We start from the raw sequence: 20392 nt of genomic DNA on the forward strand, positions 1-20392 counted from the left end.
ACTTGGCATCAGAATCCTGCCATGAGCGACGACTTCCCAAACAATCCTTCCACCACCGGCAAGCTGGCCATCGGCGGGCGCCAGAGCGGAAATTTCGAATCCGGCACCGACTTCGACTGGTTCGCCGTCACCCTGCAGGCCGGCCAGCGCTACCTGTTTTCACTGAAGTCGACCGGGGTCGTCCCGTTCTCCACCGGCTACACCGTGTATGCGCTGGGAATGTACGACGCCGCGGGCAACGAGGTCAGCCAGTTCCAGCCTGGTACCTATTCCGAACATCCAGTGCTGGCCTTCACGCCCGCCAGTTCCGGCACCTATTACCTGTCCGCCGGCTCGGTCTATGGCTGGTATGGCGTGGGCGGCTACGAGGTGTGGGCCGACCTGCGCACCGGCCCCGACGACCGGCCCGACGATGCGTCCACGGGCGCCAACCTGGCGCGTGACGGCAGCATTACCGGCAGCTTCGAGGTGGCCGGCGACCGCGACTGGATCCGGTTCGAGGCCACGGCCGGCGTATACTACCGGTTCACTACCGAAGGCCCGGGGCCGGGCCAGCCGGGCAGTTCGCCCTACACGTTCGCCAGCGAGATCCACATCCGCGACAGCCAGGGAAACCTGGCCGCGCCCTATGGCAGCTGGTTCCAGCCGGAAGCCAGCGGCACCTATTACATCGACCTGCTCGGGCTCACCGCCGGCGACTACAAGCTGGTGACGACCAGCGTCGACGACGACTACCTGGCGACCAATGCCACGCGCGGCGCGATTCCGGTCGGCGCCCTCGCGACCGGCAAGGTGGATTATTACGGCGACATCGACCGCTTCCGCCTGGTGCTGGACCAGGACGTGTCGTATACGCTGACCCTGAACGCGGCGCCCTACCTGTACAACCTGACCCTGTACGACGCCGCCGGCAAGCTGGTCGACAGCTACGCCGGCAATACCAATGCGGGCAGCATGCGCATGGTGGTGCGCGCGCCGGAAGCCGGCGAATACTACCTGGACGTCACCCACGGCGCGATCAACTCGCTGCCCACGCCGCAGGCCTACAGCGTCAGCCTGCTCGCGGGCAAGCGCGACCTGGTGGGCGACACGCCTGCAACAGCCCAGGCCGCCGTCGTCGGCACGCCGACCCGGGGTGTACTCGAAGACGCGGGCGACGTCGACGTCTATCGCATGAGCTTCACGGCCGGCGAGCGCTATGCGCTGTCGCTGTATTCTCCCAGCGGCAAATGGGAGTCGCTCACGCTGCGCGTCACCGGGCCCGATGGCGCGCCGCTGTCGTTCGACATGAACAGCGGCGGCGACTACACGATCGGCAAGCAATTCGTGCCGACCGTCAGCGGCGACTATTACCTGGCGGTCGGCAGCGGCGTATTCGGCGAGCGCCCTTATGTCCTGGACGCGGTCGCGCTGCGCGGCGACACCAGCGGCCCGCGGCTGGTGTCCAGCAGCCATCCGGACGGCGCGAGCGCGGTCCGGGTCACCGACAACTGGATCGTGCTGACCTTCGACGAAACGGTCAGGATCAACCTGTCCGGCATCGTGCTGCGCGACGCCGCCGGCAATGTCGTCAGCCATGATTATTCGATCGGCGGCGGGCCGAGTGCGCCGTGGGTGGCCGGCAACCAGCTGTTCGTCAAGCCGTTCGCCTTCTTTCAGCCCGGTAGCTACACGTTGACCTTGCCGCAGGGCGCGGTGACCGACCTGGCCGGCAATCCCTACGCCGGGCCGGAACGCATCACGTTCTCCACGGTGGCGGCAGTGACAGTGGGCGGCGCGGGCGACGACCTGCTCGTCGGCGGCAAGGGCTTGCGGCTCGAAGGCGGCGCCGGCATCGACACCGTCCAGTTGCCCGGCTATGCCAACGCCTACCAGATCGTGCGCGAAGGGGGATCGACGACCGTGCGTCACCTGGAGACCGGCGTCACGGACATCCTGTCGGGCGTCGAGCGGCTGCTGTTCACCCAGCGTGGCGTCGCGCTCGACATCGACGGCAACGGCGGCCAGGCCTATCGCCTGTACCGCGCCGCCTTCGACCGTGCCCCCGACCTGGAAGGCGTCGGTTTCTGGATCGCCCAGCTCGACCGCGGCCTGTCGCTGCAGCAGGTCGCCGCCGCCTTCATCGGCAGCGCCGAATTCCATGGCCTGTATGGCAGCGCGCCGGGCAACGCGCAGTTCGTCGAGCTGTTGTACCGCAACGTGTTGCACCGCCAGCCGGACGACGGCGGTTACGCGTTCTGGATGGCGCGTTTGGAGGATGGCATCGGGCGCGAACGGGTGCTGGCCACGTTCAGCGAGTCGGTCGAGAACGTGGAGGCGCTGCAGGACCTGATCGGCAATGGCTTCGATTACCTGCCGTATTGAGCGGCCCTGCCGGTTGGATCCGGCCCTCTGTGACAGTCTGCGATATGTCAGCTGTGGCGACCTGCTATGCTGAGCGAAACGTCTACTATTGCTACTAGCGAGCCAGACCGGTACGGCGGCGAGACTACGGCGAACAAACCAAGAAAATGGTGGCGGCTTCGGTAGTCCGCTATGGGCGCGTAAGCGCTACTCCACTAGAGGACTTGTTTCCCTGGCACGCGATTTCGCAAGAAAATCCGTGCTCAGGGCTTCCGAAACACGACCGCATGCTGGATCGGCAGCGATTTGATGCTGCGTTCCCACTTCAGGCCATGCGCCGTGGCTTCACGCCGAATCTGCCGCTCGCTCATCTTATGCAGCGGCTTGATCGCAACTGCCGGATCCTCGGCCCGATATTCGACGAAGACAACGCGCCCGCCCGGCTTCAGGGCGTCGACGATGCTGTCGAGGACCTCTGCAGGATAAGCAAGCTCGTGATAGACATCGACCATGATTGCCAGGTCTACGCTGGCCCGTGGCAGTTTGACCGTGGTTTCGCTGCCTAGCACCGAGACGACATTGCGCACGCCGCGCTTTGCCATCTGGCTGTCGAGCATGCCGATCATTTCCGGCTGGACGTCGACTGCATAGACACGTCCGCCTGGCCCGACCAGTTTCGCCAGCTGCCAGGTGTAGTAGCCAGTGCCGGCGCCGATGTCGGCCACCGTCATGCCCGGCGCCAGCGCCAGTTCCGGCAGAAGCAATTCCGGCCGCTCCTCACGTGCCCGGCTTTCGCGCTCGAGCCATTGGGCGCCCTCCCATCCCATCACGCCGGCGATCTCGCGTCCCATGTAGCGCTTGCCGATGCCATCCGGACTGCGTCGAACGCTTTCATAGCGCGTATCGGCGGCTGCTGCCTGTGCCGCGGCATCGCCACTGGCGGGTGACAGCAGCATCAGGGCCGACAGGCAAACCAGCAGGACAGGTAGCGTACGGTGAGTGTATGAGGTGCGGCAATGGCGTAAGCGGATGCTGGGCATGAGTCGTTTCCGTAATGACGCGCTCTCAGCCGATCCGCTTGAACACGCGCCGCGCCGCCTCGATGGTGGCGTCGATCACGGCGTCATCGTGCTGGATCGACACAAACCCCGCTTCGAACATGGCCGGCGCGAAGTACACGCCTTCTTCCAGCATGCCGTGGAAGAAGCGGTTGAAGCGTTCCTTGTCGCCCGCCATCATCTCGCTATAGCTGCCCGGCACGTCCTTCGAGAAATACATGCCGAACATGCCGCCGACCGAGTCGCCGCAGAAGTCGATGCCGGCTTCCTGGGCGGCCGCGGTCAGCCCCGTCACCAGGCGATCCGCGGTCGCCGTCAGGCGTTCATAAAAGCCTTCTTCCTGGATCAGCTTCAGGGTGGTCATGCCCGCCGCCACCGCCACCGGATTGCCCGACAGCGTGCCTGCCTGGTACACCGGCCCGATCGGCGCCATCTTCTGCATCAGGTCATGCCGGCCGCCGAAGGCCGCCACCGGCATGCCGCCGCCGATCACCTTGCCCAGCGCGGTCAGGTCGGGCGTGATGCCGTACAGGCCCTGGGCGCCGTCGAGGCCCACGCGAAAACCGCACATCACCTCGTCGAAGATCAGCACCGCGCCGTGTTCGGTGCACAGCTCGCGCATGCGCTGCAAAAATTCCGGCGTGGCGCGGATCAGGTTCATATTGCCGGCCACCGGCTCCACGATCACGCAGGCGATGGTGTCGCCCATCGACGCAAAGGCGTCTTCCAGTTGCGGCACATTGTTATAGTCGAGCACCAGCGTGTGCTTCACGAAGTCTTCCGGCACGCCGGCCGAGGTCGGATTGCCGAAGGTCAGCAGGCCGCTGCCGGCCTTGACCAGCAGCGAATCGGCGTGGCCGTGGTAGCAGCCCTCGAACTTGACGATCTTGTCGCGCCCGGTGGCGCCGCGCGCCAGGCGCAGCGCGCTCATGGTGGCTTCGGTGCCGGACGAGACCAGGCGCACCTGCTCGATCGACGGCAGCAGGCGGCAGATTTCTTCGGCGATCTCGATTTCGCCCTCGGTCGGGGCGCCGAAAGATAGACCGTTAGCAGCAGCGGCCTGCACCGCCTCGACTACCTCTGGCCGGGCATGGCCGAGGATGGCCGGGCCCCAGGAACCGATGTAGTCGATATAGCGCTTGCCGTCGGCATCCCAGAAGTACGGCCCCTGGGCGCGCTCGATGAAGCGCGGCGTGCCGCCCACCGAGCGGAAGGCGCGCACCGGCGAGTTGACGCCGCCGGGCGTCGATTGCTGGGCACGGGCGAACAGGGTGTCGTTGCGCGAGGTGGTTTGTTCAGTGGTCATGATCGGTGTGTCGTGATTGAATTGGAACCCGTCCCGGCGCATGGCGCATCTAGGGACGGAAGAATTTACTGGGAATGAGCTTACCCATGCCGAAGCGCTGCGCGTGCTCGAGCGCGCCGGTGGTGTACTCCTGGGCCACGGCCAGCGCCTGCTGCGCGTCCATGCCGTGGGCCATCAGGGCGGTGAAGGCGGCCGCATAGGTGTTGCCGGCGCCCAGGAAGGGGCCGGGCAGGTGCTGCCATTCGACCCGCGCCACTTCGCCGCTGGCATCGTACAGGCGGTTCGAGCAGGCGCCGAGTTCGTCGCGGCTGCCGGTCACCACCACGTATTGCAAGCCGCTGGACACGAGTTCGGCCACGTCTTCCTCGAGCGCGCCATGGCCGCCGTCGGCGCCGTCGCGCCACAGTTCGGCCATGCGGCCGAGTTCGGGCTGGGACAGGATCAGGGCGGTCGCCTGCGGCGCCAGGATCGAGCGCAGTGCGGACAGCATCTCTTCGTCGCCCAGGCCGGCGTCGGGCAGGGCCGACAGGAAGGGATCGAGGATCAGCGGCGCGTCCGGGTAGTCGGAGACGATCTCGGCGATCGCGGCCAGGTGCAGGGCCGAGCCGACGGCGCCGACCTTGAAGGCGGCGATCGGCATGTCTTCGAGCAGGGTGCGCGCCTGTTCGGCCATCCAGTCGCTGTCGAGCTCATACATATTCTCGACGCGGGCGCTGTCCGACACCAGCAGGCCGGCGATCGCCGACAGCCCGTGGCATCCGAGCGCCGAGAACGTGGCGCAATCCGCCTGCACGCCGACCGCGCCGACCGGGTCGCAGACGCCAAAGCTCAGGATGAGGGGGAACGGTTGGTTTTGCACGACGGGTAGATTAAGATGCCGGATTCCGATTCCACATTTTACTAGATACAAGGATCAATACTGTGAGTACCGAATCCACCGCGCCTTTCCAGACCTGGATGTGCCTGATTTGTGGCTGGGTCTACGACGAGGCTGTCGGTGCGCCCGACGACGGCATCGCCCCCGGCACCCGCTGGGCCGACGTGCCGATGAACTGGACTTGCCCGGAATGCGGCGCGCGCAAGGACGATTTCGAAATGACGGCAATATAAGATCGCCAACAATGTGATCAGCCTGATAATGGCATCTCGTCCACAAGCGAGATGCCATGTCACGGACTAGTTGACTCCCTGCAACACTTTGCGCACAAGAAAGATGCGCTGTGCTATCGTGGCGCTTCAAGCCGAAGTGAAACGAAAATGACGACATCGCCGCAATCCACGGCCCTGACCATCATGGTAATCGACGACAGCAGCACGATCCGCCGCTCCGCCGAGATTTTCCTGAACCAGGCCGGTTACCAGGTGGTGCTGGCCGACGACGGCTTCGACGCCCTGGCCAAGATCAACGACCATCATCCGGCGCTGGTGTTCTGCGACATCCTGATGCCGCGCCTCGACGGCTACCAGACCTGCGCGCTGATCAAGAAGAGCGCGCGTTTTCGCGCCACGCCCGTCCTGATGCTGTCGTCCAAGGACGGCCTGTTCGACCGCGCGCGCGGCGCGATGGTCGGCGCCAGCGCCTATCTCACCAAACCGTTTACCAAAGACAGCCTGCTGGCGGCCGTGCGCGAGCACGCCGTGCCGCAGGCCTGACACCCTACCCAGCGGAGCCCTGCGTGGCCATCAACAAGATCCTCATCGTCGACGACTCCCCGACCGAACGACTGTACCTGACCGACATCCTGGTCAAGAACGGCTTTGTCGTTAGCACCGCCGTGAATGGCGACGAAGCTATCGAGCGCATCCGCGCCGAGCGCCCCGAACTGATCCTCATGGACGTGGTCATGCCCGGCGCCAACGGCTTCCAGGTGACGCGCGCCATCGCGCGCGACCCGGAACTGGCAGGGCTGCCGGTCATCATCTGCAGCAGCAAGAACCAGGAGACCGACCGCATCTGGGGCATGCGCCAGGGCGCCAGGGATTACCTGGTCAAGCCGGTCGACCCGGAACGCCTGCTGGCCAGCATCGCGGCCCTGGCCACTGCCGGCAGCGTGAGCGCATGAGCTCCGCGGCGGCCGGCGACGCTGGCGCGGAAGGCGAGGGCGGGCGGCGCGATCCCGCCGCGCGCCGCACCCGCCTGCGCCTCTACCAGGAGCAGTTGCTGGAAAAGATGCAGGCCGCGAAGACCGGCAGCGGCGCCGGCGCCGGCCAGCTCGGCCTGGCGATCGGCGGCGCGCGCTACCTGGTCGACCTGCTCGAGGTCGGCGAAATCGTCGCTCCCGCACCCCTCACCGCCGTTCCCCTGACCCAGCCCTGGTACCTCGGCCTGGCCAATGTGCGCGGCAGCCTGCTGGGCGTGATCGACCTGGCGCGCTACCTGGGCCAGGACGCGCCGGCCGCCGGCCCGGGCGCACCGCGCCTGGTGGTGTTCGCACCGCATCTCGGCTTCAATTGCGCGCTGCTGGCCACCCAGGTGTTCGGCCTGCGCCAGGCAGCAACGATGGAGCGCGCCGGCGACGTCCTGCGCGATGCCGACGGCCATACCTGGACGCCGCTGTCGCTGGCGGCGCTGGTGCGCGAAGAACGCTTCATCCAGGTCGCACGCTAGTCAACTTCATACACACAGCAGGAACAGGGAGCAGCAATGGGATTCGCTTCGAAACTGACCACGAATTTGTTCGCGAAGGGCGACGCCGCCATCGACGCGCTGCCCGCGGACGCGCCGGCGCAGGATGCCGACGCCGGCGGTTCGGCCAGCGCGGCCGCGCGCCGGCTGGGCGGCTTTCGCACGCGCAGCGCGGCCGAAGCATTGGCGGCGGAGAGCGCAAACGACCTGCGCTCGACGGCGTTCGGCGCGCAATTCCAGCCCAGCCGCCTGAACCTGCTGCTGGGCGTGTTCGTGGGCGGCGTGCTGCTGACGATGCTGGCGGCCTGGCAGAACGCGGCCTTTGACGCGCGCCTGGCCGGCCAGAGCCAGGTGACGGGCGACGCCGTGATGCACTCGCAGCGTTTCGCCAAGGCGGCCCCGATCGCCCTGCGCGGCGACGCCGCCGCCTTCGAGCAGCTCGAAGACAGCCGCACCCAATTGGGCCGCGAACTGGACCTGCTGGCGCGCGGCGGCCAGTCGCCCACCGGCCGCATCCCGGCCGCCAGCGGCAAGCGCGCCGACGACCTGCAACAGGCGATCGTGCTGTGGAATGCCTCATCCAAGGCCGCCGCCAGCATCCTGGCCAACAAGCGCAACCTGCTGGCCTTCGGCGTCAGCCTGCGCCAGTACGAGGAAGTCGGCCCGGAACTGACCGCGATCGCCGAGCGCCTGCAACGGGACGAGTCGTCCGATAGCCGGCGCCAGGTGGCGGCGCTGAGCATGCAGTCGCTGGCCCAGCGCCTGGCGGCCGGCACCCAGACCTTTACGACGCCGGGTTCGGCCCAGAACGCGGTGACCTACATCATGGGCGACATCGCCTCGCTGGACGCGATCATCGACGGCCTGCTCGACGGCGGCGGCAAGCTGGGCCTGGCGCCGCTGACCGATCTCGAGCAGCGCATGCGCCTGGCGCGCACCCGCGACAGCTTCGATGAATACGTCAAGACCATCACCCCGCTGCTGGGCAACCTGACCAACTACGCCAGCGCGCGCGCCGCCGAGCGCGTGATCTCGCGCGACAGCGAACAGCTGCGCGTGATGCTGGCCAAGCTGCACCAGGATTACCAGCGCGACCAGGCCGGCACCAGCGGCTGGTTCTGGCTGGCGGTGTCCGCCGCACTGACCACGCTGGTGGCGGCGCTGGGCGTCTCGCGCGCCATGCTGGGCGACGCCGCCGAGCGTGCGCGCGCCGCCGAGGAACGCCGCCGCGAAGCCGAGGCGATGCGCCAGCTGGCGCAAGCCAAGGAAGAAGAAGCCAAGGCCACCAACGAGCAGAACCAGGCCGCCATTTTGCGCCTGATGAACGAGCTGCAGGAGGTGGCCGACGGCGACCTGACCGTGCAGGCCACGGTGTCGGAAGACATCACCGGCGCGATCGCCGACTCGGTCAACTATACGGTCGAGGAGCTGCGCGAGCTGGTGGTGCGCGTCATCAAGACCTCGGAACAGGTGGCGCGCGCGTCAAGCGGCGCCCAGCAGGTGTCGAGCGAGCTGCTGGGCGCGGCCGAGCAGCAGTCGCGCGAGATCCAGGAAGCGTCCAGCACCACCCTGCGCCTGGCCGGCCTGATCACCGACGTGTCGCGTTCGGCGCTGGAATCGGCCGACGTGGCGCGCCAGTCGGTGGCGGCGGCGGAGCAGGGCGCGACCGCGGTGCAGAATGCGATCGAGGGCATGCAGGAGATCCGCGAGCAGATCCAGGAAACCTCCAAGCGCATCAAGCGCCTGGGCGAATCGTCGCAGGAGATCGGCGAGATCACCGAACTGATCTCGGACATTACCGAGCAGACCAACGTGCTGGCGCTGAACGCCGCGATCCAGGCCGCGTCGGCCGGCGAGGCCGGGCGCGGCTTCTCGGTGGTGGCCGAAGAGGTGCAGCGCCTGGCGGAACGCTCGGGCGATGCGGCGAAACAGATCGGCGCGCTGGTGCGCACCATCCAGACCGATACCCATGACGCGGTGGCGGCGATGGAAAAATCGACCCAGGGCGTGGTCGAGGGTGCGCGCCTGTCGGACGCCGCCGGCGCCGCGCTGGCCGACATCTCGCGCGTGTCGAACCGCCTCGGTGAACTGATCGGCGACATGTCGAGCGCCACCGGGCGCCAGGCCACCAAGGCCACCGGCGTGGCCGACAAGATGCAGCAGATCCTGTCCGTGACCGAGCACACCCAGCAGGGCACGCGCCAGACCGCGCAGTCGATCCATGAGCTGGCCGTGCTGGCGCAGGAGCTCAAGGATTCGGTGTCGCGCTTCCGCGTGGTATCCTGAGCGGCCCAATGACAACCCCGAGCCCGACCTTGCACCGCACCAGCAACTTCGACACCGGCCCGCTGTCCTGGGTCATCGGCGAGATCCGCGACGCCCTGGCGCGCGCGTCGACCGCCTTGCGCGACGCCGCCGGGCGCTCGCCGGAGGCCCAGCCGACCTTGCTGCTGCACGCCAAGACCCACCTGCACCAGGCCCATGGCGCCCTGCAGATGGTCGACGTCGAGGGCGTCGGGGTCTATACCGGCGCGGCCGAGGCGGTGCTGGATCGTTTCAAGAACGGACGGCTGCCATGCACGCCGGATAGTACGCAGGTGGTGCTGGACGCCTTCGGGGCGCTGGGCGAATACCTGGACGAACTGCTGGCCGGCATGCCGCAGCAGCCGGCGCGCCTGTTCCCGTATTACCGCGACATGGTCGAGCGCCAGGGCGACGCCAAGGTGCACCCGTCCGACCTGCTGCCGCTCGACCTGTCGGCGCTGCCCGACTTGCCGGCGCCCGAGGGCAGCGGCGAGGCCGATATCGCCGCCTGCCGTCTTCGCTTCGAAAAGGCATTATTGCCCTACCTGAAGGCCGAGGACGACGCCGCGCGCCAGATTTACGCCGCCGACCTGGTGGGCGCCATCGCGCCGATCGCCAGTGCCCAGCCTGAACCGCGCGCACGCCTGTTCTGGCAGGCGATGCACGCCTTCGCCACCGTGGTGGCCGATGGCGGGGTCGAGAGCGACCTGTACATCAAGCAGCTGTTCGGCCAGGTCAACCTGCAGCTGCGGCGCCTGGCCAAGGGCGAACACGACGAACCCGAGGCGATGCTGCGCGACGCGCTGTTCTTCATCACCGCCGCGCGCGATCCCGGCCCTGAAGCGCGCGCGCTGCGCCAGGCCCTGGGCCTGGACGGCGCGGTGCCGCCCGACTATGCCGAGCGCCGCTACGGCAAGCTGGATCCGCAAGCCCTGCAAGAGGCGCGCGAGGCGCTGGCGCGCACCAAGTCGGACTGGGACCGCATCGCCGGCGAGGCCAAGCCCGACCAGGAGGTCGAGAACGATTTCAACGACGCGCTGGCCCAGTTGGCCGGCGCCAGCGAAAAGCTGGGCGCCCCCGCATTGGCCCAGTTGCTGCGCGAACTGGGCCGCGCGGCCAGCGATTCGGTGCAGTCGGGCCGCGACGACCAGTTCGGGCTCGAGATGGCGGCCGCCATGCTATTCGTCGAGAATGGCCTGGACCAACTGCGCCAGCTGCCCGAGGATTTCTCGGAGAATGCCGAAGCCGTCGGCGCCCGCCTGCTGGCGCTGGCCGCCGGCGAGACGCCGCCCGACGCCCCGCACTGGCAGGGCGAACTGGCGCGCCAGATCCAGCAGGGCCAGACCGTGGCCGTGCTGGCGGGCGAAGTCAAGAACGGGCTGCGCCAGATCGAGAAGCTGCTCGACGACTATTACGACGATCCCTCGAAGCGCCAGGTGCTCGAACAGGCGGCGCCGATCCTGCACCAGCTGCAGGGCGCCTTCGCCATCCTCGACCAGGACCAGGCGGTGCTGGCGGTGCGCCACGTCGAGGACGCAGTGCGTGAACTGGCGGCCGTCGAGACGGACGTGACCAGCCAGCATGCGTCGCTGCACAACATTGCCCAGAACATCGGCGCGCTCGGCTTCTTCGCCGACCTGCTGGCCCAGGACAGCGAGGCCGCGCGCGGCCGCTTCACCTTCGACCTCGACAAGCACCTGTTGCGCGAGCTGCCGTTCGAATTCGTCGAGGCCAGGGCGGAGGCCCCGGTCGAGGCGACGCCTGCCCCGGTGGAAGCAGAGGCGGAGGGCGTCGACGCCGAACTGCTCGGCATCTTCATCGCCGAGGCCCAGGACGTGCTGGCCTTCGTGGTCGAGACCCTGCCGCGCGCGGCCGACGAGCCGGGCAACCAGGAGACCCTGACGCAGCTACGGCGCAGCTTCCACACGCTCAAGGGCAGCAGCCGCATGGTGGACCTGGAAGCCTTCGGCGCCACCGCCGCCGCCATCGAGCGCGTGATGAACGTCTGGCTGGCCGACGCCCGTTCGGCCACCGCCGACCTGCTGGCGCTGCTGGCCCACGCCTATGCCGAACTCGATGCCTGGGTGGCCGAACTGGCGGCCGGCCGCACGCCGGAACGCGATGGCGCGGCCCTGATCGCGGCCGCCGCCCGGGTGCAGGAGGGCGGCCCTTTCGAGCCGCTGGTGCTGGACGACATCATCGAAGCGCAGTCGCTCGACGATATCCCACTGCTCGACGAGCCGCTGGAGATGCCGGGCGAGGTTGGTATCAAGCGCGTCGGCGACCTAGCCATTCCGCAGGCGCTGCATGACGTCTACCAGGCCGAAACCGACACCCTGTGCGACAACCTGGAGCAAAGCTTTGGCGCGCTGCGCCGCGGCCTGGACAAGGAGGCGGTGCAGGACGCGGTGACGGCCGCGCATACGCTGGCCGGCACGTCGGCCACGGTCGGCTATACCGCCCTGCGCGACCTGGCGCATGCGCTGGAGACGACGCTCGAGAAGCTGACGGCGCCGGGCGTCAAGCTCGACGACAACCAGTTCGAACTGTTCGACGCCACCCTGTCGCGCATGCGCACCATGCTGCAGGTATTCGCGCTGGGCGAGCTGGCGCCTGGCCAGCCCGACCTGGTCGAGCAGCTGGCGACGCTGCGCGAGCGCCTGGCCAGCCAGCAGGCGGCAGCCTTGTACGGCGAAGCCGATCCGGCGCTGGCCAGGCAACTCGACGCGCTGTTCGCCACCGCCTATGAACAGTTGCTGGCCGAGCCGCCCGTATTCGAGGCGCGCCAGGCGCCGGTGGCGGAACCGAAGAAGGCGGTGACGGACGAAGTCGACGACCTGTTCGATTCCTTCCTCGACGATGCCTTCGCCGCGCCGGAACTGGAGCAGGCGCCGGACGCCGGATTCGTGGCCGTCACGCCGGACGAAGCGGTGCTGGCCGAGCCTGAACCCGCGCCGGAGCCCGAACCCGAGCCGGAACCCGAGCTGGTCGGCGCCAGCTACACCGACGAGATCGACCCCGACCTGTTGCCAGTCTTCCTCGAAGAAGCGGCCGACCTGCTGCCGCGCATCGGCCACGACCTGCGCCAGTGGCAGCAGGAGCCGGCCAACACCGCGATCGCGCAAGGCATGCAGCGCGACCTGCACACCGTCAAGGGCAGCGCGCGCATGGCCGGCGCGATGCGCCTGGGCCAGCACGCGCACGAGCTGGAAACCCAGATCGAGAACATGGTCCATGCCGGCACATCGACCCTGCCGGCCACCGCCTTCGACGAGCTGCTGGCCAACTACGACGCGGCGATGCTGCTGTTCGAGGGGTTGCAGCAGCCGGCCGCGCCGGCGCCAGCGACGCAAACGGAAGCAGCGCCCGCGCCGGCAGCGGTCGAACCGGCCCGCTCGCCGCTGGTACGGGTGCGCGCCGACATCCTCGACCGCGTGGTGAACCAGGCGGGCGAAGTGTCGATCACGCGCTCGCGCCTGGAAAACCAGATGGGCGCCCTGAAAGGATCGCTGGGCGACTTCTCGGACAACGTGGCGCGCCTGCGGCGCCAGCTGCGCGAGATCGAGATGCAGGCCGAATCGCAGATTGCCTCGCGGTTGTCGATCTCGGGCGAGCGCGAATTCGATCCGCTCGAGTTCGACCGTTTCACGCGCCTGCAGGAACTCACGCGCATGCTGGCCGAGAGCGTCGATGACGTTGCCTCGTTCCAGGAAAGCCTGGCGCGCGCGGTCGACGGCGCCAACGAGGAACTGGCCAGCCAGGCGCGCATGACGCGCGACCTGCAGCGCGACCTGATGCGGGTGCGGATGGTGCCGTTCGCGAGCCTGTCGGAACGCCTGTTCCGCGTCGCGCGCCAGACCGCCAAGGAAACCGACAAGCGCGTCAACCTCGACATCCGCGGCGGCAATGTGGAAATCGACCGCGGCGTGCTGGAACAGATGGCGGCGCCGTTCGAGCACCTGCTGAGGAATGCGATCGTGCACGGCATCGAGCCGCGCGCGGCGCGCCAGCAGGCGGGCAAGGCGGAGACCGGCGAGCTGCTGGTGCAGGTCAGTCAGCACGGCAACGAAGTCATGATGGTGTTCGGCGACGACGGCGCCGGCCTGGACCTGGCGCGCATCCGCGCCAAGGCCCTGGCGGGCGGCCTGCTGGCCGAGGACGACGAGGTCTCCGACGACGAAGCGGCGGAGCTGGTGTTCGAGCCGGGCTTCTCGACGGCCGACACGCTGACCGAGCTGGCCGGACGCGGCGTCGGCATGGACGTCGTGCGCTCCGAAGCCCAGGCCCTGGGTGGCCGGGTGGCGGTAGCGTCCGAGGCGGGGCAGGGCGCCCGCTTCACGATCACGCTGCCGCTGACACTCGCTGTTGCACAAGTGGTGCTGGTGGCGGCCGGCGGCCGCACGCATGCCGTGCCGTCGACCCTGGTCGAGCGGGTGGAGCAGGTGCGCGAAGCGGACCTGGCGGCGGCGATCGAGGCCGGCAGCATCGTGCTGGGCGGCGAGACGCTGTCCCTGCATGCCTTGCCCGAGCTGCTGGGCGAGGACGAGGACGAACGTGTCACCACCCAGCGTACGACGCCGGTGCTGGTGCTGAACGGCGCCAGCCGGCGCATCGCACTGCGCGTGGACGAGGTACTGGGCAACCGCGAGGTGGTGGTCAAGAACATCGGCCCTCAGCTGTCGCGGGTGCCGGGCATCGCCGGCGCGACGGTGCTGGGTTCGGGCGAAATCGTGCTGATCCTCGATCCGCTGGCGCTGGCGCAGCAGCCGCAGGCGGCGCGCGAGGTGAAGAAGGAAGTCGTGCGCCAGACCCGGCGGCCCACTGTGATGGTGGTCGACGATTCGCTCACGGTGCGCCGCGTGACCCAGCGCCTGCTGGAGCGCGAGGGTTATCGGGTTCAGCTGGCCAAGGATGGCGTCGAGGCGCTGGAACTGGTCAAGCAGGGCGCGCCCGACCTGATGCTGGTCGATATCGAGATGCCGCGCATGGATGGCTTCGACCTGGTGCGCCATGTGCGCGGGAATGAGGCGACGAAAGACATCCCGATCATCATGATCACCTCGCGCACGGCGGATAAACATCGCAACGTGGCCATGGGGCTTGGCGTAAATGCTTTCTACGGCAAGCCTTATCAGGAACCGGTGCTGCTGGCGGCGATCGAAGAGCTGGTAGGGTCGGCGGCTATGCCGCCGACGCGGTGATCGTTATCGGCGCCGATGCCGCCCCGGATGATCTTGCCGCCAACCATCACCGCGTCGGCGGCGGAGCCGCCAACCCTACGGCCTTCTTGACGACTGCGAAGCGCTCCAGCGTGCGCCTGCGCGCCGCGTCGTGGTCCACCACCGGCGCCGGATATTCCTTCCCCAGCACCACGCCCCGTTCGGCCAGCACCTCCGGCTTGACCAGCCACGGCGCGTGGATCTGCTTCGTATCGAGCCTGGCCAACTGCGGCAGGTAACGCCGGATGAACTCCCCGCGCGCATCGAAGCGCGTCGACTGCGTCACCGGATTGAAGATCCTGAACCACGGCTGCGCATCGCAGCCGGTCGACGCCGCCCATTGCCAGCCGCCGTTGTTCGACGCCAGTTCGTAATCGTTCAGCTTGAGCGCGAAATACGCCTCGCCGCGGCGCCAGTCGATGCCCAGGTCCTTGGTGAGGAAACTGGCGGTCACCATGCGCAGTCGGTTGTGCATGAAGCCCGTCGTGTTCAGCTGCACCATGGCGGCATCGACCAGCGGATAGCCGGTGCGGCCTTCGCACCAGGCCGCGAACAGGTCGTCCGCATCAGGCCCGACCTCCCACTGCACGGCATCGAACGCCGGCTTGTACGCGCGCTCGACCACGTGCGGGTTCTGCGCCAGGATCATCGCGTAGAAATCGCGCCAGATGAGTTCCGACAGCCACACCGCAGCGCCGCTGCCGCCGGCCCCCGACAGCATCAACTGCTGCGCCGTTCGCACCAGGTGGCGGATCGAGGTGGTGCCGAAACGCAGGTGAGTCGATAGCTTCGAGGTGCCATCCTCGGCCGGGAAATCGCGCGCGCGGCCATAGTCGGCGATGTCTTCCACGAAGGCTTCGAACAACGCTTCGGCGCCTTCCATGCCGGCCGGCAATGGCGACTCGCCCGGATCGAAGCCGATGTCTTCCAGAGAGGGCAGGGCGGATGCCAAAGAAGGCGGCGCGAAAGCATGCGCGTACGCGTCAACCGGATACGCCGCCAGCGTGTCGGGCCGCGCCGCCAGCCGCTTGAGCCAGGCGTTCTTGTAGGGCGTGAATACCGAGAACGACCCGCCCGCCAGGGTCTTCACCTCATCGTTCCCGAAGATGACCTGGTCCTGGTAGGTATGGAAGGCGCAGCCTTGTTGCTGCAAGCGTTCCGCCACATCGGCATCCCGCGCAATCGCCAACGGTTCAACATCGGTGCAAACATGCACTGCATCAATATCCAGCGCCTTTGCCAGCGCCGGCAGCTCATCCCGGGCGCTGCCGTGGCGCACGATGAGGTAGCCTCCAAGACGACGCAATTCGGCATCCAGGCTGGCCAGGCTGGCGTGGATGAAACGCAGGCGGCGGTCGTCGCGCGGCAACCCGGCGAGGATGTCGGTGTCATACACGAAAACGCAGTACACCTGCTGCGACGAACGCAAGGCATGGTGCAGGGCGGCGTGGTCGAATGCGCGCAGATCACGCCGGAACCAGACTAAAGAATTGCTCAAATTCATCACTGTGTGCAGGGTCAAGGCGGGAGCAGATTTTACTGTCTAGGATCGGACCGTGGTGGGACGAGTGTGATGCTTCCGGGGGGCCTTGGGCCAAATGGGTGTAAACTAGGGAAAAGCGTAATGTTGTGCTGCAGACCTCGGCAGTCGATCACGTGTTAACGCGAGAGTGCGCCTTTTGAGAGTACCCGTATGAAAAAAAGCAAAGTTGGCAAAACTCTACCGATGCCGGGCATGCCCCGGGAGCAGGATGATTCGCTCGCGAAGGCCGGTCCGTCAGCATCCGGGCTCAATCTCGCGAACCATTTCCTGATCGCCATGCCATCGATCCAGGACCCGATCTTCGGCGGCACCGTCGTCTATGTCTGCGAACACAACGACAAAGGCGTGCTGGGCGTGGTCATCAACAAGCCGACCGACATGACGATGGAAACCCTGTTCGACCGCGTCGACCTGAAGCTGGCCGAAGGCCTGCGCGCGACCGTGGTCGACGAGCCGATCATGTTCGGCGGTCCGGTGCAGGACGACCGCGGCTTCGTGCTGCACTCGCCGGGCGGCCGCTATTCGTCGTCCCTCAACGTCACCGACGACGTCGCCTTCACGACCTCGATCGACGTGCTCGAAGCCGTCGCCAGCGGCGGCGGGCCGGCGCGCATGCTGGTCTCGATCGGCTATGCCGGCTGGAGCCCCGGCCAGCTCGAAGAAGAAATCTCGCGCAATGGCTGGCTGACGGTGGGCGCCGACGCGCGCGTGCTGTTCGACCTGCCGATCGAGGAACGCTACACCGCCGCCATCAAACTGCTGGGGATCGATCCCTTCATGCTCGCGACCGAAGCCGGCCATGCGTGATTTGCTGTATCTGCATGGTTGCGCATGATGGTCGATATCGTTCTCGGCTTCGACTTCGGCGTCAAGCGGATCGGCATCGCCATGGGCAACACCCTGACCGGGCAGGCGCAGCCGCTGCGCGTCATCGCCGCCATCGACAATGCGACCCGCTTCAGGATCATCGGCGAACTCATCGCCGAATGGTCGCCGGCGCGCCTGGTGGTCGGCGAGCCGCGTCATCCGGATGGCGCCGAGCACGACATGACCCTGCGCAGCCGCCGCTTCGCCAACCAGTTGCATGGCCGCTTCAACCTGCCGGTGGAACTGGTCGACGAACGCTATTCGTCGGCCGTGATCGCGTCGAAGCGCGGCGAGGTCATCGACGACAAGGCGGCCGCCATTATTCTGCAACAATACTTTGACGCATTTTCTCCCAACTGATGCAAATAACTAATCCTGATTTTGATGCCGAAGCGCTCTACCGCGAGCTGCTGGCCCAGGTCCGCGCGGGCCTGGACGGCGTGCAGGATGCCGCCATCGTCGGCATCCATTCCGGCGGCGCCTGGCTGGCCGAACGCCTGGCGCGCGACCTCGACCTGACCGCGCGCCTGGGCTCGATCGACGTCTCGTTCTACCGCGACGACTATGCGCGCAAGGGCCTGCACCCGGACGTGAAGCCGACCCATATCCGCTTCCCGGTCGACGGCGCCACGATCGTGCTGGTCGACGACGTGCTGCAGACCGGCCGCACCACGCGGGCCGCGATCAATGTGCTGTTCGACTACGGTCGGCCAGCCTGCATCAAACTGGCCGCGCTGGCCGACCGCGGCGGGCGCGAGCTGCCGGTGGCGGCCGATTTCGTCGGCACCCGCGCGTCGCTCGCGGCGCACCAGTCGCTGTGCCTGCAGCGTGACGACACAGGCCAACTCTCGCTGACCATCGAACAAGACAATGCCGACCCTGCACAATAATCCGCAACTGAACAAGAATGGCGAGCTGCAGCACCTGCTCACCATCGAGGGACTCAAGAAGTCGCACATCGACCACATCCTCGACACCGCATCGAGCTTTGTCGGCATCTCCGACCGCGAAGTCAAGAAGGTCCCGCTCATGCGCGGCAAGAGCGTGTTCAACCTGTTCTTCGAAAACTCGACGCGCACCCGCACCACCTTCGAGATCGCCTCGAAGCGCCTGTCGGCCGACGTCATCAACCTGAACATCCAGGCTTCGTCGACCACCAAGGGCGAGTCGCTGCTCGACACCATCGACAACCTGGCCGCGATGCACGCCGATATGTTCGTGGTGCGCCACGCGCAATCGGGCGCGCCCTACATGATCGCCCAGCACCTGAACCGCACCCGCTCCGACGTGCACGTGGTAAACGCCGGCGACGGCCGCCACGCCCACCCGACCCAGGGCCTGCTGGACATGTACACGATCCGGCACTACAAGAAGGATTTCACGAACCTGCGCGTGGCCATCGTCGGCGACATCCTGCACAGCCGCGTGGCGCGCTCGGACATCCACGCCCTGACCACGCTGGGCGTGCCCGAAGTGCGCGCCATCGGCCCGCACACGCTGCTGCCGGGCGGCCTGGAACAGATGGGCGTGCGCACCTTCACCAACATGGATGAGGGGCTCAAGGACGTCGACGTCATCATCATGCTGCGCCTGCAGAACGAGCGCATGAGCGGCGCGCTGCTGCCCTCGGCCCAGGAATACTTCAAGAGCTACGGCCTGACGCCCGAGCGCCTGGCGCTGGCGAAACCGGACGCGATCGTGATGCACCCGGGCCCGATGAACCGCGGCGTCGAGATCGACTCGGCGGTGGCGGACGGCGCCCAGGCGGTGATCCTGCCGCAGGTGACCTTCGGGATCGCGGTACGGATGGCGGTGATGAGCATTTTGGCAGGAACCCACGCATGAAACTTCATATCAAGAACGGGCGAGTGATCGACCCGGCGAACGGCATCGACGCCGTGCAAGACCTGTTCATCGTCGATGGCAAGATCGCGGCGCTCGGCGCCGCGCCCGCCGGCTTCAACGCCGACCAGGCGATCGACGCGAGCGGCCTGGTGGTCGCCCCCGGCCTGGTCGACCTGTCGGCGCGCCTGCGCGAGCCAGGCTACGAATACAAGGCCACGCTCGAATCCGAGCTACAAGCGGCGATGCAGGGCGGCGTGACCACGCTCGTGTGCCCGCCCGACACCGATCCGGTGCTTGACGAACCCGGCCTGGTCGAGATGCTCAAGCACCGCGCGCGCATGCTGGATCAGGCCAATGTGCACCCGCTGGGCGCGCTGACCGTGGGCCTGAAGGGCCAGGCGCTGACCGAGATGGCCGAACTGACCGAAGCCGGCTGCATCGGCTTCGCCCAGGCCGAGGAACCGGTGCTGGACACCACCGTGCTGCTGCGCGCCATGCAGTATGCGAAAACCTTCGGCTTTACCGTGTGGCTGCGTCCGCAGGACGCCCACATCGGCCGCGGCGGCGTGGCCCACAGCGGCCCGCTGGCCTCGCGCCTGGGCCTGTCGGGCGTGCCGGTGATGTCCGAGACCATCGCGCTGCACACGATCTTCGAACTGATGCGCGCTACCGGCGCCCGCGTGCACCTGTGCCGGATTTCGTCCGCCGCCGGGCTGGACCTGATCCGCGCCGCCAAGAAAGAGGGCCTGGACGTCAGCTGCGACGTCGGCGTGCACCACCTGCACATGACCGACGCCGACATCGGTTTCTTCGATTCCAACGCGCGCCTGACCCCGCCGCTGCGCGCCCAGCGCGACCGCGACGCGATCCGCGCCGGCCTGCTGGACGGGACCGTGGATGCGGTCTGCTCCGACCACACCCCGGTCGACGACGACGAGAAGCTGCTGCCGTTCGGCGAAGCCTCTCCCGGCGCCACCGGCCTGGAACTGCTGCTGTCGCTGACGCTCAAGTGGGCCGAGGACCAGCAGGATGCGGCCAGGGCGCTGCCACTGGCGATCAGCCGCATCACCCGCGACGCGGCCCGCATCGCCGGGCTGCCGGCCGGCACCCTGGGCGTGGGCGCCGCGGCCGACGTGGTGCTGTTCGACCCGAACGCGCGCTGGAAGGTGGAGGGCAAGACCCTGGCCAGCCAGGGCAAGCACACGCCTTTCCTCGGCTATGAGCTGGCGGGGCAGGTCAAGGCCACCATCGTGCGCGGCCGCGTGGCTTACCAGCGCTGAT

16 protein-coding genes are annotated in these 20392 nt (G+C 67.6%); 12 read left to right on the forward strand and 4 right to left on the reverse strand.

Going from position 1 to position 20392, the window contains the following annotated elements:
• Positions 1-21 precede the first annotated feature (21 nt).
• Positions 22-2364, forward strand: a complete 2343-nt coding sequence (locus Q9246_RS01915; protein ID WP_306395018.1) for a DUF4214 domain-containing protein — start codon at positions 22-24, stop codon at positions 2362-2364.
• 242 nt (positions 2365-2606) lie between these two features.
• Here the strand turns inward: Q9246_RS01915 and Q9246_RS01920 are convergent, their stop codons facing one another.
• From Q9246_RS01920 to thiD, 3 genes are read right to left on the reverse strand one after another with little or no spacing between them, the layout of a single operon-like run.
• A complete protein-coding gene (locus Q9246_RS01920) occupies positions 2607-3383 on the reverse strand; it encodes a class I SAM-dependent methyltransferase (protein WP_306395020.1) in 777 nt (258 codons plus the stop codon).
• Between the two features lie 25 nt (positions 3384-3408).
• The gene (gene hemL / locus Q9246_RS01925) at positions 3409-4707 is read right to left on the reverse strand and encodes a glutamate-1-semialdehyde 2,1-aminomutase (RefSeq protein WP_306395022.1); all 1299 of its coding nucleotides are present in this window, start codon (positions 4705-4707) and stop codon (positions 3409-3411) included.
• A gap of 49 nt (positions 4708-4756) precedes the next feature.
• The gene (gene thiD, locus Q9246_RS01930) at positions 4757-5566 is read right to left on the reverse strand and encodes a bifunctional hydroxymethylpyrimidine kinase/phosphomethylpyrimidine kinase (RefSeq protein ID WP_306395024.1); all 810 of its coding nucleotides are present in this window, start codon (positions 5564-5566) and stop codon (positions 4757-4759) included.
• A gap of 98 nt (positions 5567-5664) precedes the next feature.
• Between thiD and Q9246_RS01935 the strand changes: the two genes are divergently transcribed.
• From Q9246_RS01935 to Q9246_RS01960, 6 genes are all read left to right on the forward strand, one after another.
• A complete protein-coding gene (locus Q9246_RS01935; RefSeq protein ID WP_040775196.1) occupies positions 5665-5817 on the forward strand; it encodes a rubredoxin in 153 nt (50 codons plus the stop codon).
• Between the two features lie 147 nt (positions 5818-5964).
• Positions 5965-6360, forward strand: coding sequence for a response regulator (locus tag Q9246_RS01940; RefSeq protein WP_306395026.1), 396 nt, complete (start codon positions 5965-5967; stop codon positions 6358-6360).
• Positions 6361-6383: 23 nt separating this feature from the next.
• Entirely contained in the window at positions 6384-6770 is a 387-nt protein-coding gene (locus Q9246_RS01945; RefSeq protein ID WP_306395028.1) for a response regulator, read from the forward strand.
• Positions 6767-7315, forward strand: coding sequence for a chemotaxis protein CheW (locus tag Q9246_RS01950; RefSeq protein WP_306395030.1), 549 nt, complete (start codon positions 6767-6769; stop codon positions 7313-7315). Before Q9246_RS01945 ends, Q9246_RS01950 begins: the two co-directional genes overlap by 4 nt.
• A 36-nt stretch (positions 7316-7351) precedes the next feature.
• Positions 7352-9619 carry a methyl-accepting chemotaxis protein gene (locus Q9246_RS01955; protein WP_306395032.1) on the forward strand — a complete coding sequence of 756 codons (2268 nt, stop codon included), beginning with the start codon at positions 7352-7354 and terminating at the stop codon, positions 9617-9619.
• A gap of 8 nt (positions 9620-9627) precedes the next feature.
• Complete coding sequence (locus tag Q9246_RS01960; protein WP_306395034.1) at positions 9628-14838, forward strand: hybrid sensor histidine kinase/response regulator; 5211 nt, start codon at positions 9628-9630, stop codon at positions 14836-14838.
• 46 nt (positions 14839-14884) lie between these two features.
• On the opposite strand, the gene Q9246_RS01965 is transcribed toward Q9246_RS01960, so the two are convergent.
• Entirely contained in the window at positions 14885-16360 is a 1476-nt protein-coding gene (locus Q9246_RS01965) for a cryptochrome/photolyase family protein (RefSeq protein ID WP_306395036.1), read from the reverse strand.
• Positions 16361-16591: 231 nt separating this feature from the next.
• Between Q9246_RS01965 and Q9246_RS01970 the strand changes: the two genes are divergently transcribed.
• The 5 genes from Q9246_RS01970 to Q9246_RS01990 are packed head-to-tail and all read left to right on the forward strand — an operon-like array spanning position 16592 to position 20391.
• Complete coding sequence (locus tag Q9246_RS01970) at positions 16592-17206, forward strand: YqgE/AlgH family protein (RefSeq protein ID WP_306398055.1); 615 nt, start codon at positions 16592-16594, stop codon at positions 17204-17206.
• Between the two features lie 27 nt (positions 17207-17233).
• Positions 17234-17626: a Holliday junction resolvase RuvX gene (gene ruvX, locus Q9246_RS01975; RefSeq protein ID WP_422802372.1), complete on the forward strand. Its 393-nt coding sequence runs from the start codon at positions 17234-17236 to the stop codon at positions 17624-17626.
• Positions 17626-18156, forward strand: a complete 531-nt coding sequence (pyrR, locus tag Q9246_RS01980) for a bifunctional pyr operon transcriptional regulator/uracil phosphoribosyltransferase PyrR (protein ID WP_306395038.1) — start codon at positions 17626-17628, stop codon at positions 18154-18156. The genes ruvX and pyrR overlap by 1 nt, the downstream gene beginning before the upstream one ends.
• Entirely contained in the window at positions 18137-19111 is a 975-nt protein-coding gene (locus tag Q9246_RS01985; protein ID WP_005665326.1) for an aspartate carbamoyltransferase catalytic subunit, read from the forward strand. The genes pyrR and Q9246_RS01985 overlap by 20 nt, the downstream gene beginning before the upstream one ends.
• The gene (locus Q9246_RS01990) at positions 19108-20391 is read left to right on the forward strand and encodes a dihydroorotase (RefSeq protein WP_306395042.1); all 1284 of its coding nucleotides are present in this window, start codon (positions 19108-19110) and stop codon (positions 20389-20391) included. Before Q9246_RS01985 ends, Q9246_RS01990 begins: the two co-directional genes overlap by 4 nt.
• The last annotated feature ends 1 nt before the right edge of the window (position 20392 follow it).

The organism is Telluria beijingensis (assembly GCF_030770395.1).
In the GTDB taxonomy this organism is placed as follows: Bacteria; Pseudomonadota; Gammaproteobacteria; order Burkholderiales; family Burkholderiaceae_D; genus Telluria; species Telluria beijingensis.

Coding starts and splice junctions, on each gene's coding strand:
- ruvX (WP_422802372.1), top strand. CDS start 17,234: ATGGTCGATATCGTTCTCGGCTTCGACTTCGGCGTCAAGCGGATCGGC.
- Q9246_RS01950 (WP_306395030.1), top strand. CDS start 6,767: ATGAGCTCCGCGGCGGCCGGCGACGCTGGCGCGGAAGGCGAGGGCGGG.
- Q9246_RS01965 (WP_306395036.1), bottom strand. CDS start 16,360: ATGAATTTGAGCAATTCTTTAGTCTGGTTCCGGCGTGATCTGCGCGCA.
- hemL (WP_306395022.1), bottom strand. CDS start 4,707: ATGACCACTGAACAAACCACCTCGCGCAACGACACCCTGTTCGCCCGT.
- pyrR (WP_306395038.1), top strand. CDS start 17,626: ATGCAAATAACTAATCCTGATTTTGATGCCGAAGCGCTCTACCGCGAG.
- Q9246_RS01915 (WP_306395018.1), top strand. CDS start 22: ATGAGCGACGACTTCCCAAACAATCCTTCCACCACCGGCAAGCTGGCC.
- Q9246_RS01955 (WP_306395032.1), top strand. CDS start 7,352: ATGGGATTCGCTTCGAAACTGACCACGAATTTGTTCGCGAAGGGCGAC.
- Q9246_RS01940 (WP_306395026.1), top strand. CDS start 5,965: ATGACGACATCGCCGCAATCCACGGCCCTGACCATCATGGTAATCGAC.
- Q9246_RS01970 (WP_306398055.1), top strand. CDS start 16,592: ATGCCCCGGGAGCAGGATGATTCGCTCGCGAAGGCCGGTCCGTCAGCA.
- Q9246_RS01920 (WP_306395020.1), bottom strand. CDS start 3,383: ATGCCCAGCATCCGCTTACGCCATTGCCGCACCTCATACACTCACCGT.
- Q9246_RS01990 (WP_306395042.1), top strand. CDS start 19,108: ATGAAACTTCATATCAAGAACGGGCGAGTGATCGACCCGGCGAACGGC.
- Q9246_RS01935 (WP_040775196.1), top strand. CDS start 5,665: ATGTGCCTGATTTGTGGCTGGGTCTACGACGAGGCTGTCGGTGCGCCC.
- Q9246_RS01985 (WP_005665326.1), top strand. CDS start 18,137: ATGCCGACCCTGCACAATAATCCGCAACTGAACAAGAATGGCGAGCTG.
- Q9246_RS01960 (WP_306395034.1), top strand. CDS start 9,628: ATGACAACCCCGAGCCCGACCTTGCACCGCACCAGCAACTTCGACACC.